The following is a 15,984-nucleotide window of genomic DNA, read 5'->3' as shown; positions in this document are numbered from 1 at the left end:
TGCTTCGGGCATTTTGGCCAAATAAAAAAACCGCTCCATTTGGAGCGGTTTTTATTTTGTCCCGTTAGAAACAAAATGGTAATCTGAATTAGTCAAAGGTATACCCGTTGTCCGCAGCTACTTTATCGGCAATTTGAGTGCGTAAAGCTACTACGTTAGGGTAATTGGTATATTTTGTGAAACGTTTAAGTCCCATTAACATCATGCGTTGCTCATCACCTTCGGCAAAAGAGATGATGGCTTCTTTTCCTTTTTTAATGATGGTTTCCGTAGCGTTGAATAAGTACAGTTTAGACATGGCAATTTGCGTTGCCTGTTTGTCCTCACCAAAACGTTTCGCATTTTTTTCTGTGCGTAGCAAGGCAGATTCTGCCATATAGACCTCGATTAAAATGTCAGATGCCGCCAACATCAACTGTTGGTGTTTGTCGAGTTCAGGTCCAAATTTTTGAACCGCAGAACCGGCAACCATCAGGAACACTTTTTTAAGTCTTTTAAGCACATCCTTTTCTTCGGCAAATAATTCGGAATAGTCCGGCGTATCAAAGGAAGGAATTCCCATCAATTCTTCGCCCACTGCGGTAGCGGGACCTAAAAGGTCCACATGACCTTTCATTGCCTTTTTGACCAGCATCCCTACGGCCAACATTCGGTTAATTTCGTTGGTTCCTTCATAAATACGGGCAATACGTGAATCTCTCCAAGCCGATTCCATAGGCGTATCCGCGCTAAAGCCCATTCCGCCAAAAATCTGGATACCTTCATCCGTCGTATTTTGACAATCCTCGGACACCGCTACTTTAAGAATCGAGCATTCTATCGCATATTCCTCGACCCCTTTTAATTCCGCTTCTTGATGCGAATTGCCTTCCGACTCACGAATGGCAATCCTATCCTCTATATTTTTGGCCGCACGGTAACACGCCGCTTCATCCACATAAGCACTGGTGGCCATATCCGCAATTTTCGATTTTATCGCTCCAAAGTTCATAATGGGCGTTTTAAACTGAATGCGCTCATTGGCATATTTAGTAGCTTCGTTAATCACCCTTCGTTGCGCATCCAAACAGGCAGCGGCCAATTTAATACGGCCAATGTTCAAGGCGTTCATGGCGATTTTAAATCCGTTACCCCTTTCGGACAACATATTTTCTACCGGCACCTTGGTATCGTTAAAGAAAACCTGACGGGTAGAGGAGGAGTGGATTCCTAATTTCTTTTCTTCATCGCCTAAAGTGATACCATTACTGGGGTCATTTTCTACAATGAATCCGGTGATGTACTTATCCTCTTCAATCCTTGCGAATACGATGAACATATTGCAGAATCCGGCATTGGAAATCCACATTTTTTGTCCGTTAATGATGTAATGTTTACCATCTTCGGTTAGTACGGCTTTAGTTTTACCGGAATTCGCATCAGATCCAGCACCGGGTTCGGTCAAACAGTAGGCTCCAAACCATTCCCCGGATGCCAATCTGGGAACATATTTTTGTTTTTGTTCTTCGGTTCCATAAAGGGTAATCGGCATAGTACCAATACCGGTATGTGCACCAAATGCGGTACTAAAAGATCCTGTAGCACCGGAAATGTAATCACAAACCAACATGGTAGCGACAAAGCCCATGCCCATGCCACCGTAAGATTCCGGAACGGCTACACTTAATAGTCCCATTTCGCCTGCTTTACGCATACATTCTTCGGTATAAGCGTAGTCCTTTTTCTCGAAACGCTCCCAATGCGCCCAAAGTTCACGGTCTACGAATTCTTTAGTGCTTTCCCGCATCATGCGTTGCTCCTCGTTCAAATCTTCTAAGGTGAAGACATCTTCGCATTTGGTTTCCTTGACCAGGAACTGCCCACCTCTTAAAATTTCCTTGTTTATTGTTTCTGTACTCATGATTCGATAGTATTAAGTATAAAGTAATCAGTATTAAGCAGTCTTTTCATGTACTTAAAACCTTTACCAAAAGTAGTTTAGTTTAAAAATTCAAATATTCCTGCAGCACCTTGTCCGGTACCTACACACATGGTTACCATTCCGTATTGCCCTTGCATCTTACGTTTACGCATTTCGTCAAATAACTGGACGGATAATTTTGCTCCTGTACAACCTAACGGGTGACCTAAGGCAATGGCACCACCATTAACGTTGACGATGTCCTGGTCCAATCCTAGTTCGCGGATAACGGCAATGGATTGTGAGGCAAAGGCTTCGTTCAATTCGATCAACTTGATATCGTCCTGCTTTAATCCGGCTTGTTTTAATGCCTTTGGAACAGCGGCTACTGGTCCAATCCCCATAATTCTTGGGGGTACTCCGGCAGCGGCATAATTGACCAGGCGTGCAATAGGCTCAAGGTTCAATTCCTTGACCATTTCCTCACTCATGACCATGACAAAAGCGGCACCGTCACTCATTTGTGAGGAGTTTCCTGCTGTTACACTACCTCCAGCTGCAAAAACGGGTCGTAATTTGCTCAAAACTTCCACTGAAGTTCCTGCACGCGGACCTTCATCTTTGGTTACCGTATATTTTTTAGTCGCCTTTTTACCATCGGTACCCACATAGGTTTCTTCGACTTCGATAGGAACGATTTGGTCTTGAAAACGGTCCTCCGCTTGCGCCTTTAGCGCCTTCATATGAGATTGGTAGGCAAACTCATCTTGGTCTTCCCGAGATACCTTAAACTCATTGGCCACAGCTTCCGCGGTATTTCCCATGCCCCAATAATAATCCTCATGTCCCGCTTTGACCACGTCATAGTTCAATTCGGTCTTATAGCCGGTCATTGGTACGGAACTCATACTTTCGGCCCCGCCAGCAATGATGCAATCGGCCATTCCTGCCTGAATCTTTGCCGTAGCGATACCAATGGTTTCGATACCTGAGGAACAGAATCGGTTCACCGTCACTCCCGGAACATCCACAATGTCCAACCCCATCAAGGAAATCAATCGGGCCATATTTAGACCTTGCGAACCTTCGGGCATCGCGTTACCAACGATAACGTCATCAATTCGCTTCTTGTCAAAATCGGGCAGCTCGTTCATCATGTATTCGATGGTTTCGGCGGCCAACTCATCCGTACGCTTAAAACGAAAAACTCCCTTGGGCGCTTTTCCCACGGCGGTTCTATATCCTTTAACTATATATGCTGTTTTCATATTTTTTAGTATTGAGATTTATAATTTCTTTTGAAATGAATAATTCATTTTTTGGATTTCAATACAAAGTTCTATCATCGGTTTTACTTTTTCTTCTGTTATTAAACTTAGTTCTACTAATAAAATCAATTGCGTATGTAACTAGTAGGTTGAACCATTTGCAACACTTAAAAAGTGTTTGAACTCTTTTTGTGAGTTCCTACCAGCTCCTTCAGCAATATTCGAGGGAATTGATACTGAACATCTCTTGATTTGAGAAATTAACCCAAATCTTTCTTCATTAGGTATTTCATTGGCAAGTAGATACACAGATTTAACTAATTCAATAGCTTTATTCCATATTAATAAATCATCTACTTTATGCATTACATCTAATTACTCAATTCTCATATCTAATTATTAATTCCTCAACGGTTTACCAGTTTTTAACATGTGTTGGATTCGCTCCAATGTTTTTCTTTCTGTACAAAGTGAAAGGAAAGCCTCCCGCTCCAAATCCAACAAGTACTGTTCCGTCACCAATGTGGGTTCCGATAGGTCACCACCGGCCATGACGTAGGCCAATTTATTCGCGATTTTCTTGTCGTGTTCACTTATGTAGTGACTGGCTTCCATCGAATCCGTTCCTACCAGGAACATACCCAAGGCTTGCTTCCCTAAAACTTTAATATCCGAACGTTTTACGGGTTGCGTATACCCCTGTTCTGCCATCAATTTCGCATAGGCTTTCGCTGTAGCGATTTGGCGGTCCTTATTGACGACCACAATATCCTTTCCGTGCTGAAGAATACCTAAATCATAGGCTTCGTAGGCGGAAGTAGATACTTTCGCCATTCCTATCGTAAGGAAGTATTCCTGTAACACATTTAGTTCCACATCATTCTTTTTGAAGGTGTCCTGTGCGCGAACGGCGAATTCTTTGGAACCTCCACCGCCGGGAATAACGCCAACGCCAAACTCCACCAGTCCGATATAGGTTTCCGCGGCCGCAACAACCTTATCTGCATGCAGGGACAATTCACAGCCACCACCCAAGGTCATACCGTGGGGAGCGGAAACTGTGGGGATGGCTGAGTAACGCATGCGCATCATCGTATCTTGGAACATTTTGATGGCCATGTTCAACTCATCATATTCCTGCTCCACCGCCATCATGAATATCATACCAATGTTGGCCCCTACGGAGAAATTGGCAGCTTGGTTACCTACCACCAATCCTTGGAAATCTTTCTCGGCCATATCGATGGCCGTGTTCAATCCGGCTAAAACATCGCCACCAATGGTGTTCATCTTTGATTGAAATTCCACGTTCAATATGCCGTCTCCCAAATCTTCTACTACGACACCGCTATTCTTGAATACTTCTTTCGATTTCCTGATGTTGTCCAAGATGATAAATGCATCCTGTCCAGGGATTTTCTTCATGGACTTGCTCGGGATATCATAGTAATAGGTATTTCCTTCCTTAACGGAATAGAAGGAGGTAACACCTGATGCTTTCATTTCCTCAATCCAAGAAGCGGCTTCCTGACCTTCGGCCTTTATAAATTCCATTCCTTTTTCTAAGCCAATGGCATCCCAAATTTGGAAGGGACCGTGTTCCCATCCATAACCAGCTTTCATGGCATCGTCAATCTTATATAAATCATCAGTGATTTCAGGAATACGTTGCGATACGTAGGCGAATAACTGACCGAAATTTTTACGGTAAAATTCTCCAGCCTTATCTTTTCCGCCAACAAGAACCTTAAAGCGATCAACGACTTTATCGATTGTTTTGGTCAACTCTAAGGTGGCAAAACTTGCTTTTTTAGAAGCACGGTATTCCATGGTATCTAAATCCAAAGTAAGGATTTCACTTTTACCAGATTTATCTGATACTTTTTTATAGAAACCTTGACCAGTTTTACTACCATACCATTTATTTTCCATCATGGTATTGATGAAATCGGGTAGTTTAAAAACTTCCCGGCGTTCATCATCAGGGCAATTTTCATAAATACCGTTGGCGACATGGACCAAAGTATCGAGGCCTACCACATCTACGGTCCTAAAGGTGGCCGATTTAGGCCTACCAATTACTGGACCGGTCAACTTATCCACCTCTTCCACGGTCATGCCCAATTCCTTTACACTATGGAAAAGACTTTGGATACTGAAGGTTCCGATTCTATTCCCAATAAATGCGGGAGTATCCTTGGCGATAACCGAAGTCTTGCCTAAATATTTTTCACCGTAGCCGTTCAGGAATTCGAGTATCTCCGGGCCGGTTTTAGGACCAGGAATAATTTCAAAAAGTTTTAAGTACCGTGCAGGATTAAAAAAGTGCGTACCACAGAAATGTTTCTGAAAATCATCACTACGACCTTCGGACATAAAATGTATTGGAATTCCTGAGGTATTGGTTGTAATCAAAGTACCCGCAGTCCTATATTTCTCAAGATTTTCAAAAACTTGTTTTTTGATATCCAATCGTTCTACTACGACCTCTATAATCCAATCTACTTTTGAAACTTTTGAAATATCATCCTGCATATTACCGGTGGTAATACGACTCGCAAATTTTTGGTCATAAATAGGGGAGGGCTTTGACTTTAAAGCCGTAGCTAAAGAATCGTTCACCAATCTATTACGGACAACCTTGTCTTCTAAGGTCAAGCCCTTTGCTTTTTCTTTATCATTAAGTTCTCGTGGGACAATATCGAGCAATAAAACTTCTACGCCGATATTGGCAAAATGGCAGGCGATACCGCTTCCCATAATTCCTGAGCCAATTACTGCTACTTTTTTAATATGCTTGTTCATGTACTTTAAACTGTATTATTGATTAGAGATATCTTTCGTAAACATTTTTTTGTCGGAAATTAGTTTGTTGATGGTTTCCGTGACTTCAAAAAAACTTTTTAATTTTTCTTCCGGAACTTCTTGTTTCACCGCTTCGTTGAACTGAAGTACCGTATTTTTTGAATCGTTTCTTTTTTCCAAACCAAAATCGGTTAAATAAATAAGGACGCCTCTTCCATCATTTGGATTGGGTTTCCTTAAAATGAGACCCTTTTCTTCCATACTCTTTAAAATCCTGGAGAGACTGGTAGCTTCCATTCCCATTTTAGGTCCCAAGGCCGTGGATGGAGTCCCCGTTTTAGGATCTATACTCAATAAGGTAAATCCTACGGCCATTGTAGAATCAAAATTCTTTGCTTCTTCGTTATACATCCTTGCAACTGCTTGCCAGGTTGCACGTAGCGCATAATCAATGGTCGCTTCTTTCATATTCATTCAGTTGGCTACCAAATATATAAAAATTTATTATGCATGCATAATAAATTTATGAATTTTTAGGAATAAAGAATAACTGAATTTTGGATAAATGTATTTAGGGTTGCCTCTTTTTGATTTCTTTATCAATTACCCCGCTAAAAATACGGGGAAGGATCACTGTCGGACAAATAATAGTAACCATGAATATATGAATTGCCTAAGTCTTGAGAAGAACGGTATAATCCAAAACCCAAAAGAAAACACATGATCGCAAACCCTATAATACACGGAACCAATAGAATGGTTTTATACGTTTTGAGTTTACGGGTCGCATAGTTTTCAAAAGCCATGATTCTTGAGTAGCCGTAGTTGAAACATAGTTTTAGGCAACTTTATACATGTTCATAAATAGCATTGTAAAGGTCGATATACTTTTCTTTGATGATTTTACGCTTCAATTTCATGGTAGGAGTTAGATGTCCACCTTCAATACTCCACACATCCGGTGTTAAGCGGAATTGCTTTATTTTTTCCCATTTGGCAAAATTCTCGTTCGCCAAGGTAACTTCCTCATCAATACGAGCAATCACCTTTTCGTTTTGAATCAGGTCTTGATTGTCTTTAATCACAATATTCTTCTTTTTGGCCCAAGCATAAATATGGTCAAAATTAGGTTGGATAATGGCAGCGGGCATTTTTTCACCTTCGCCTACCACCATAATCTGCTCAATAAAACGTGATTGTTTACATCTGTTTTCCAACAACTGGGGAGCCACATATTTACCACCTGAAGTTTTGAACATTTCCTTTTTTCGATCGGTTATTTTTAAGAAGCCTTCATGGTCGACTTCGCCAATATCACCCGTATGAAAGTATCCATTTTTAATAACCTCATTCGTTTTCTCGGTGTCCTTATAATAGCCCATCATTACATTGGGTCCTTTGCAAAGAATCTCCCCATCCTCAGCGATTTTAACTTCAACGCCGGTTATTACTTTGCCTACGGTACCGATTTTCCAACCATGATTGCGAACATCGTTCACGGCAATGACCGGAGCCGTTTCAGTAAGCCCATAGCCTTCCATCACCGGAATGCCCGCGGCACCAAAGATTCTACTCAATCGGGGTTGTAATGCCGCACTGCCAGATACCATAATGCCTAAATTACCACCTAAACCTTCTTTCCATTTACTGAATATTAGTTTACGGGCAATGGAGAGTTTAAATTCATACCACCAACCATTAGTTCCATAAGGCTCAAATTTCAATCCGACATCTACGGCCCAAAAAAATAGGTTTTTCTTGATTCCAGATAGATCCGAACCCTTTGCAATTATAGCCTCATAAACCTTTTCCAATAGGCGAGGTACAACGGTCATCATATTGGGTTTGACCTCTTTTAAATTATCGCTGATTTTATCTAAACCTTCGGCAAAATAGATTTCAATACCACAGTATTGATATAGATAGAGAATCATTCGTTCAAAAATATGACATACAGGAAGAAAGCTTAATGCACTATCATTTTCATTGGCAGGCACCCGTTCCTTACTTGAGATTACGTTGGAAACAATGTTCTGGTGCGACATCATAACGCCTTTTGGCTTACCCGTTGTACCCGAAGTATAAATCAGCGTAGCTAAGTCCGTTGGTTGAACCTTGGACTTCAATTCTTCAACTTCTTCTTGGTTGCTTTTATCCGAACCCTTTTTTAAAATCTCCTTCCAATTAGCGCAATCATCTATCTCATCAAATGAATAGATTCCTTTTAATGATTTTACATTTTTCTTAATGCGGTTTACTTTTTCCAAAACTTCGATACAGGAAACAAAACAATAGTTAGCCTCAGAATGGTTCAAGACATATTCATATTCTTCTTCTGATATGGTAGGGTATATAGGTACATTTTGCGCGCCCAGTTGTAGAATACCAATATCCATGATGTTCCATTCGGTCCTGTTGGTTAATGAGATGATAGCGATTTTATCATTGGGCTTGATGCCCAATCGTAGTAACCCTCTACTTACGGCGTTGGCCTTGTCTACATACTCTTGTGTAGAAGTGGCTATCCATTTACCATTCCTTTTAGTAATGAGCGATTTATCAAGATTGTGCTGCTCTAGTTGGTAGTAGGGAATATCGAATAAACGGGTAACCTTTTGCATGTTCAACTTTTTAAGTATATGCAAAATAAGCAAAGGTAACGGGATTTTAAAATAACATTCATAAATAGAGATTACTTTTTATGATGAATCCTTGATCTATTGAAAGTTGGCGGTCCTACTCGCTTGTTACCATACGTCTACAATAAATTGCAATTGAACGTTTTACACTTGCCTTTCGAATGACTATAGGAAAAATCCTAACCATTGGAATGTAATTTTGGTTGAAATTATTTTCAAAAATCAATGACTATGGTTCTAAATTACACCTTGAGATATTTTAGTAAATGGCTTGTTGTTCTTTTTTTAAGTATTGTAGCTAACCTAAAGTTAACCGCACAATCCCCGTCTTTTGAATGCGATTACAATGCTTACCTGTTTCAATACAATGATATATATGCTTTGGATCTGGCATCGGGAAGTTCTTATTTAGTGGCTGAGGATATTACACCAGGGAATATAAATGCCGCGGCATATAACTCGTCGGATGGTTATCTGTGGGGATATCTTAGTACACCTCAAATTTCATTGGTAAGAATTGGGAAGGACTTTAGTGCGGAGATATTTTCAATTCCAAACTTGCCAAATAACGGCAATAAATACGTGGGTGATATTTCTATTGATGGTATCTATTATTTTAAAGCGGGTCCAACCACTTATTATAGTGTTGATTTAAATCCTGAGTCTAATAATTACCTCACTTATTTGGGAAGTAATACGTTGAACAAATCCATCAATATTCATGATTGGGCTTTTAATGCGGTTGACAACATGTTGTATAGCGTAGAGAAAGGCACTAACCACCTTTATAAAATCAATGTAGTTACCGGTACTGTAGAAGATTTAGGCGAAGTACCTATTCTCTCAGGATTCAATTATACCTATGGTGCGGTTTATTTTGATGTAGCGGGTAATTTCTATGTCTCTGCAAACCAAACAGGATCAGTATATAAAATTAATGATGTACAAAATATCATTAGGGGAGAAATGACTTCGAATATTTTTGCTTTCGGACCAGCGGCCTCCAGTAACGATGGCGCCCGATGCCCCACAGCACCCGTACCCCAAGAAGACTGTAAAAACGGAATTGATGATGATGGTGATGGTTTGGTCGATTGTGATGACCCCTCATGCTCAGGTATTGCTGCTTGCCCGGTAATAACAACCACATCTACTTCAAATCAAGGCGGATTGGAAAGTAATGATCGTTTGGCTAATTTAATTAATAACCGAAACTATAAAAGGGTCAAAAGTAACTACATATTCAATAAACTGACTGCTAAAAAAGTGGTTAAGGATAAAATGTATATGAAGAGTAGAAAAAACGATATTCATGCTATTCCATTAGCAACTCTTGTTCCATTGAATATCGTTGGTGAAACAATTACTATTGAGTCATCACCAGTAGATTTGTTGGACCTAACAAATGCAAGTGATATCTTTTCGGTAGATTATTTAAATGGCATTGAAAATCTAGCTTCAATAATGATTATTAAAACCGATAAAAAGGTGTACGAGCATAGCAAATTTATTTGTGATCGGTTTTTAGGGGCAGAATTACTATCGGTTGCTACTATACAACTTAGGGAACATGATTTTATACGGTCGATCATTAAACAGCCAGATGGTAGTTTGGAATACTCACTTTCCTTTTCCGCCAGAGTTAATGAAGCGGATAATTTCGTTATAGAATCACATTGGAATATTGACGCGTATAAAGAAGGTACTCCCTTTTATAATTTCCAAATTTGGGCAAACTCTATCGATGCTTTGTTAGCATTGGCAGAAGAAGCCCTTAACCTTCTAGAGGTCAATGCAGTAATAGCAACCTATAACGGATCAATGCCTCCTCCGGTTTTCGTGAAATCTGCTTCTTATAGTAAGGGAGAAGTATTTTTAAACCTAGTTAACAATAACAATTCAAAATCTATACGCTTAGAAGGAGGGTTGAAAACCACCGAAACGAGTACTTCTCAAAAGATTGACGTAACATCGACTATAGATGGATATTTGAGTGAAGTGTTTTTAAAAACCGGAACCTTGTTCGATATGGGTTTTCGCATAAGCGCAGGTTTAGGCGAAACCCCAGATGATTTGTTTGTAGCCGATGCCCCTTGGGGTCTTGACAGTTCTTCTGAAAATACAGTTGTAGATAAATATGAAGTTTTACCGGTATCAGAACCTTATCTAGGAAAGGGTTATCCTATTGAGCGTAATATTTCCCTAAAAGGTACAACTCAAAATTATCTTGGCGTGTATAGAGCTATGAGTCCAAGGTTTGCAGCGGTTGATTTAAGTGATTATGAAAAACTAAGTTTTAGCGCTAAGGGAACCGGTAAATTGGAAGTAGTTATTTTAAAAGGAGATGGAATTCATTATAAAGCCACGGTACAACTATCAAATGAGTTGAAAGAGTATACGCTTTCACAAGCCGATTTTAAAAGTGAATTAGGTAACAGCATAGACTTTTCTAGTATAAAGGTACTCAGTTTTAACTTGAAAGCGGAAAATGGATATCAAGAAGAAAAGACCCTGCAGTTACGCAATATTGATTTTAATAATAGGGTCGGGGCAGCCGTATTTGTAGACGCAGATTTAAATAAATCTATGGTTTATCCGAACCCTTTGGTGGCGAGTACAGAAATATTCTTTTATGAACATGCTGCTGCACGATATGAGTTAGATCTATTTACTTTAGATGGTAGAACTATTGGTAGCCACCATCAAGAAGGAGATACGGTCGAAGGTCAGAATTCCCTAACAATACATAGAAAAGGACTAGCTCCAGGACTTTATTTGTACAGAATTAAAAGTTCTAATGAAAAGATATGGAGCGGTAGATTAGTGGTTCAATAATTTGGTTAGGTTGTATTTCGATAACGGCATTCATAATTAATTTTATGGATGCCGTTTTTATTTAAAATTTTACCAAAATGTGATTATGAATTATTTTTTTACTTGATTTTTCAAAACCCATTCCCTTGCATTTACAAAGGCTTCCAACCAAGGGGAAACTTCATCATTTCTATCCGAAGGGTAATAGGCCCAGTTCCATGGAAAAGTCGAACGTTCTATGTGTGGCATAGTCACCAAATGTCGCCCGGTTTTATCACACAACATGGCGGTATTAAAATCGCTACCGTTGGGATTGGAAGGATAGGTATCGTAACCGTATTTGGCTACAATATCATAGTGGTCCTCTGAAAGCGGGAAATCGAATTTTCCTTCCCCATGCGAAATCCAAACCCCTAGCGTAGCTCCTTCTAAAGAGGAAAGCATGACAGAATTGTTTTTTTGAATATGGACGGATGTAAAATTGCTCTCGTGCTTATGCGAGTCATTATACGTCATTTTGCCATGGGTCTCGTGATCGGGATTAATGAGGTCCAATTCCATAAATAACTGGCAACCGTTACAAATACCGACGGATAGGGTATCTGGTCTAGCAAAAAAGTTTTGAATGACCTTGTTGGCTTTTTCGTTATACTTAATGGCACCGGCCCAACCTTTGGCACTACCCAACACATCTGAATTTGAAAAACCACCTACGGCACCAAGGAACTGGATATCTTCTAAGGTTTCCCTGCCGGATATTAAATCGGTCATGTGTACATCCTTCACATCGAAACCGGCCAGGAACATGGCGTTCGCCATTTCCCGTTCAGAGTTGCTACCTTTCTCCCGCAGGATAGCGGCTTTCGGTCTTGCCTTACCTTCACCCAGTTCGCGGCTTGGAAGTTTGAGCGAAGCCGTTTTGGGAAACGAATAGCGCAAGGGCTGTTTTGCATAATTTTCATAGCGGACTTTCGCCAGATCATTCGCGGTCTGCCGCCTATCCAATAAATAAGAGGTCTTGTACCAGGTATCCCTTAATGAATTGATGTTTAAGCCCATTTCCATTCCGTTGTTCTTGATGATCAACGTGGCCTCTGTAGTTACGTCCCCTATTTTTTTGGCTTCGATTCCGGCCGATTTTAGTTTGGACTCAATACTGTCGTCTTTTGCTTGGAAAACAATCCCTGCATTCTCGGAGAACAATAATTTTACGGTATCGGACTCCCTTAAATCGGAAAAGTTCAAGGTGGCCCCTAAATCAATATCGGCAAAGCAAAGTTCAAGCAGGGTAGTGATCAGTCCGCCCGAAGCAACATCATGCCCGGCCAGGATGTGTCCGGCTTTGATTAACTCTTGAAGAGTGTTGAACACCGTTTTAAAATAGTTGGAATCCATAATGGTCGGTGTTTCACTTCCAATGACATTCCGTGTTTGGGCAAAAGAGGACCCCCCTAATTTAAAAGCGTCCTTGGAGAGGTTGATATAGTAAATGGAACCGCCCTCTTTTTGTAGCACAGGTTCAACGACTTTGTTGATATCATTACAATGTCCCGCAGCGGAGATGACCACCGTACCGGGGGCGATGACATCGCCATCCTTGTATTTCTGTTTCATGGAAAGCGAATCCTTTCCGGTAGGTACATTGATGCCTAAATCAATGGCAAATTCTGAAACTGCTTCCACGGCTTTATACAATCGTGCATCCTCACCTTCATTTTTACAAGGCCACATCCAGTTAGCAGATAGGGAAACGGATTTTAATCCGTCTTCCAAAGGTGCCCAGATAAGATTCGTTAAGGCCTCGGCAATACTATTTTTACTTCCGGCCGAAGGATCGATCAAAGCGGAGATAGGGGAGTGTCCAATACTGGTGGCAATCCCTTGCTTACCTTTGAAATCCAAGGCCATAACACCGCAATTGTTCAGGGGAAGTTGTAAAGGTCCGGCACATTGTTGTTTCGCGACACGGCCTCCAACGCAACGGTCTACCTTGTTGGTCAACCAATCCTTACATGCCACGGCCTCTAATTGTAAAACTTCGTCCAGGTAGTCATGGAAGAATTCCAAGGAGTAATCGGCATCCTGATAAGTTCGTTTTACGGTATTATCGGTCATGATGGTTTTTGGGGAACTTCCGAACATATCCGATAGGGCCAAGTCCATCGGTTTGGCACCATTGGTCTTGGATTCAAACGTAAAACGGTCATCACCGGTTACATCTCCCACCTCATACATGGGTGAACGTTCCCGGTCGGCGATACGGTGTAAAAGGTCAATATCCTTTTGGCCGATGACCAAGCCCATACGTTCCTGAGATTCGTTACCGATGATTTCTTTGGCCGATAAGGTGGGGTCTCCCACAGGTAATTTATCCAAATCGATTTCTCCGCCCGTATCTTCCACAAGTTCAGATAGGCAGTTGAGATGTCCGCCCGCACCGTGATCGTGAATGGAAACAATCGTATTTTCTTCACTTTCCACCATCCCTCGAATGGCATTGGCCGCCCTTTTCTGCATTTCAGGATTGGAGCGCTGTACGGCGTTCAATTCTATGGCCGCACTGAATTCTCCGGTATCCGCACTAGAAACAGCGGCACCACCCATACCGATACGGTAGTTGTCCCCCCCAAGAATGACAATTTTATCACCGGCTTTTGGAGTGTCCTTTAAGGCCTGATCTTGTTTTCCATAACCAATTCCACCAGCTTGCATAATCACTTTATCGTAACCTAGCTTTCTAGCTTTGGCTTCACTTGAAGTATCAGACTCCTCATATTCAAAGGTTAAAACGGAACCAGCGATCAGGGGTTGGCCAAACTTATTTCCAAAATCCGAAGCACCGTTGGAAGCTTTTATTAAGATGTCCATGGGAGTTTGGTACAACCACTCCCTTTCCTTCATGCCGCTTTCCCATTGCCGGTCATTGGCCAGTCTGGAATAGGCGGTCATGTATACTGCTGTACCTGCCAAAGGCAAGGAGCCTTTGCCACCGGCCAAACGATCTCGTATTTCGCCTCCGGCCCCTGTTGCAGCACCGTTAAAAGGTTCTACCGTGGTCGGGAAATTATGGGTTTCCGCCTTTAAGGAGATGACGGAATCAAATTCCTTTTCCTGGTAGAAATCAGGTTTATCTGCAGAAATTGGCGCGAATTGAACCGCTTTAGGTCCTTTTACGAACGCTACGTTGTCCTTATAGGCAGACACAATGAAGTTCGGATGTTCTTGGGATGTTTTCTTAATCAATTTAAAGAGTGAAGTAGGCTTTTCTTCACCATCGATAACGAACGTTCCATTGAATATTTTGTGTCTACAATGTTCTGAATTCACCTGACTAAAACCAAAAACTTCGGAGTCCGTCAATTTTCTGCCTAGTTTTTCACTTAAATTTTCTAAATAGGTGACCTCTTCCTCATTTAGCGACAGACCTTCTTTTTGGTTGAAAGCGGCGATATCCGCAATCTCTAGAATGGGTTTCGGTTCTACCAGAATATCGAACAGATTTTGACCAAGTTTGCTGAATTTGTAGGATAGCATGGGGTCAAAGTCCGTAAAATCTTTCGGTACAGCGTTGAATTCCTCAATCCGAATCACACCCTGGATGCCCATATTTTGGGTGATTTCTGTGGCATTTGTGCTCCACGGGGTAATCATGGCCGCCCTAGGGCCAACAAAAAAGGCGTCAAGTGACGCCGTATTTATTTTGGGTCGGTTGCCGAACAACCAAATCAATTTATGAATATCTTCTGTTGTAAGTTCTTGAGCGGTCTGTACCGCATAAACCTTGGTGCTTGGTTCCCCGAAAAAGTGAATCATGTAACGCTGAATTGTTAGGTTTTTTAAAGGGCAAATTTACGATTTTAAGACCTAATTCTTTCATCAATTGAAAACACTTTTGAACAGTTATTGTTAATGACGAGGATGAATTTCTAATTGTTAAATCAAGTATAGGACATTGAATTAATCAAAATGCTAAGTATGAAAAATAGATTTATGTTTAAAATATACTTAGGTATGATATTAAGATTAGGTTTGTAATTAAGATATTTGGGATTGTAAACGATAATTGTTCACTCATGGGTAAGAAAGGGAATCATTCAAATAATGGTGGTTTGGCGTTTTGCATGGCTAAGATCGGGGGTAAATGGAAACCTATTATACTCTTTAGAATTTCTCAAGGGGTCAATCGATTCAATAAGCTCTTTGATGAAATTGAAGGAATAAATCGCCAGATGCTAAGTAAGCAATTGAAAGAACTTGAAAAGTCCGGACTTTTGACACGTACCTTATTTCCAGAAATTCCCCCTCGAGTGGAATATGCGATCACTCCCTTAGGAAAGAGTCTTTTGCCGATTATTAAATCTATGGAAAAGTGGGGGCAAAAGCAGCAGGAAGGTCCTGTTATTCCTAAAACTACATCAACCCAGCAATTGCCTTTGTTTGATTAGTATATAACCTATTCGTTTTTAGTTTTTTATTGGTGCTCATGTGTCGAAACTTCAGAAAAATAGCCTGTATGATTACATAATGGCAAATTGAAACTTCTAAATTCTGAATTAGA

8 protein-coding genes and 1 pseudogene are annotated in these 15,984 nt (G+C 40.8%); 2 read left to right on the top strand and 7 right to left on the bottom strand.

The genetic code is table 11. The features are described 5' to 3' along the window. Positions 1 to 88: 88 nt before the first annotated feature. The 6 genes and pseudogenes from ACNR9Q_RS14095 to ACNR9Q_RS14070 all read right to left on the bottom strand — a co-directional run bounded on the left by ACNR9Q_RS14095 (position 89) and on the right by ACNR9Q_RS14070 (position 8,594). The gene (locus ACNR9Q_RS14095) at positions 89 to 1,900 is read right to left on the bottom strand and encodes an acyl-CoA dehydrogenase family protein (protein ID WP_419211861.1); all 1,812 of its coding nucleotides are present in this window, start codon (positions 1,898 to 1,900) and stop codon (positions 89 to 91) included. A gap of 77 nt (positions 1,901 to 1,977) precedes the next feature. Beyond that, positions 1,978 to 3,168, bottom strand: coding sequence for an acetyl-CoA C-acyltransferase (locus ACNR9Q_RS14090; protein ID WP_419211860.1), 1,191 nt, complete (start codon positions 3,166 to 3,168; stop codon positions 1,978 to 1,980). A gap of 18 nt (positions 3,169 to 3,186) precedes the next feature. Beyond that, a pseudogene (locus ACNR9Q_RS14085) lies at positions 3,187 to 3,534 on the bottom strand (four helix bundle protein). Positions 3,535 to 3,567: 33 nt separating this feature from the next. Further along, positions 3,568 to 5,973 (bottom strand): 3-hydroxyacyl-CoA dehydrogenase/enoyl-CoA hydratase family protein, encoded by a 2,406-nt coding sequence (locus ACNR9Q_RS14080; RefSeq protein WP_419211859.1) that lies wholly within the window; start codon positions 5,971 to 5,973, stop codon positions 3,568 to 3,570. Between the two features lie 15 nt (positions 5,974 to 5,988). Continuing rightward, a complete protein-coding gene (locus ACNR9Q_RS14075) occupies positions 5,989 to 6,441 on the bottom strand; it encodes a MarR family winged helix-turn-helix transcriptional regulator (protein WP_419211858.1) in 453 nt (150 codons plus the stop codon). Positions 6,442 to 6,821: 380 nt separating this feature from the next. After that, on the bottom strand, positions 6,822 to 8,594 hold the full coding sequence (locus ACNR9Q_RS14070; protein WP_419211857.1) for an AMP-dependent synthetase/ligase: 1,773 nt from the start codon (positions 8,592 to 8,594) through the stop codon (positions 6,822 to 6,824). A gap of 249 nt (positions 8,595 to 8,843) precedes the next feature. Between ACNR9Q_RS14070 and ACNR9Q_RS14065 the strand changes: the two genes are divergently transcribed. Continuing rightward, complete coding sequence (locus ACNR9Q_RS14065; protein ID WP_419211856.1) at positions 8,844 to 11,447, top strand: DUF6923 family protein; 2,604 nt, start codon at positions 8,844 to 8,846, stop codon at positions 11,445 to 11,447. Positions 11,448 to 11,537: 90 nt separating this feature from the next. Here the strand turns inward: ACNR9Q_RS14065 and purL are convergent, their stop codons facing one another. Continuing rightward, on the bottom strand, positions 11,538 to 15,239 hold the full coding sequence (gene purL, locus ACNR9Q_RS14060; protein ID WP_419211855.1) for a phosphoribosylformylglycinamidine synthase: 3,702 nt from the start codon (positions 15,237 to 15,239) through the stop codon (positions 11,538 to 11,540). Positions 15,240 to 15,499: 260 nt separating this feature from the next. On the opposite strand from purL, the gene ACNR9Q_RS14055 reads away from it, so the two are divergent. Beyond that, complete coding sequence (locus ACNR9Q_RS14055) at positions 15,500 to 15,871, top strand: winged helix-turn-helix transcriptional regulator (RefSeq protein WP_419211854.1); 372 nt, start codon at positions 15,500 to 15,502, stop codon at positions 15,869 to 15,871. Positions 15,872 to 15,984 lie beyond the last annotated feature (113 nt).

The organism is Maribacter sp. X9 (assembly GCF_048537565.1).
Classification (GTDB): domain Bacteria; phylum Bacteroidota; class Bacteroidia; order Flavobacteriales; family Flavobacteriaceae; genus Maribacter.
Note: the sequence above shows the minus strand (reverse complement) of the source record. Positions and strands in the feature narration are given on the sequence as shown.

Bases quoted from the DNA above. Each gene is read 5' to 3' on its own strand.
- ACNR9Q_RS14095 (WP_419211861.1), bottom strand. From the start codon at position 1,900: ATGAGTACAGAAACAATAAACAAGGAAATTTTAAGAGGTGGGCAGTTC.
- ACNR9Q_RS14090 (WP_419211860.1), bottom strand. From the start codon at position 3,168: ATGAAAACAGCATATATAGTTAAAGGATATAGAACCGCCGTGGGAAAA.
- ACNR9Q_RS14080 (WP_419211859.1), bottom strand. From the start codon at position 5,973: ATGAACAAGCATATTAAAAAAGTAGCAGTAATTGGCTCAGGAATTATG.
- ACNR9Q_RS14075 (WP_419211858.1), bottom strand. From the start codon at position 6,441: ATGAAAGAAGCGACCATTGATTATGCGCTACGTGCAACCTGGCAAGCA.
- ACNR9Q_RS14070 (WP_419211857.1), bottom strand. From the start codon at position 8,594: ATGCAAAAGGTTACCCGTTTATTCGATATTCCCTACTACCAACTAGAG.
- ACNR9Q_RS14065 (WP_419211856.1), top strand. From the start codon at position 8,844: ATGGTTCTAAATTACACCTTGAGATATTTTAGTAAATGGCTTGTTGTT.
- purL (WP_419211855.1), bottom strand. From the start codon at position 15,239: ATGATTCACTTTTTCGGGGAACCAAGCACCAAGGTTTATGCGGTACAG.
- ACNR9Q_RS14055 (WP_419211854.1), top strand. From the start codon at position 15,500: ATGGGTAAGAAAGGGAATCATTCAAATAATGGTGGTTTGGCGTTTTGC.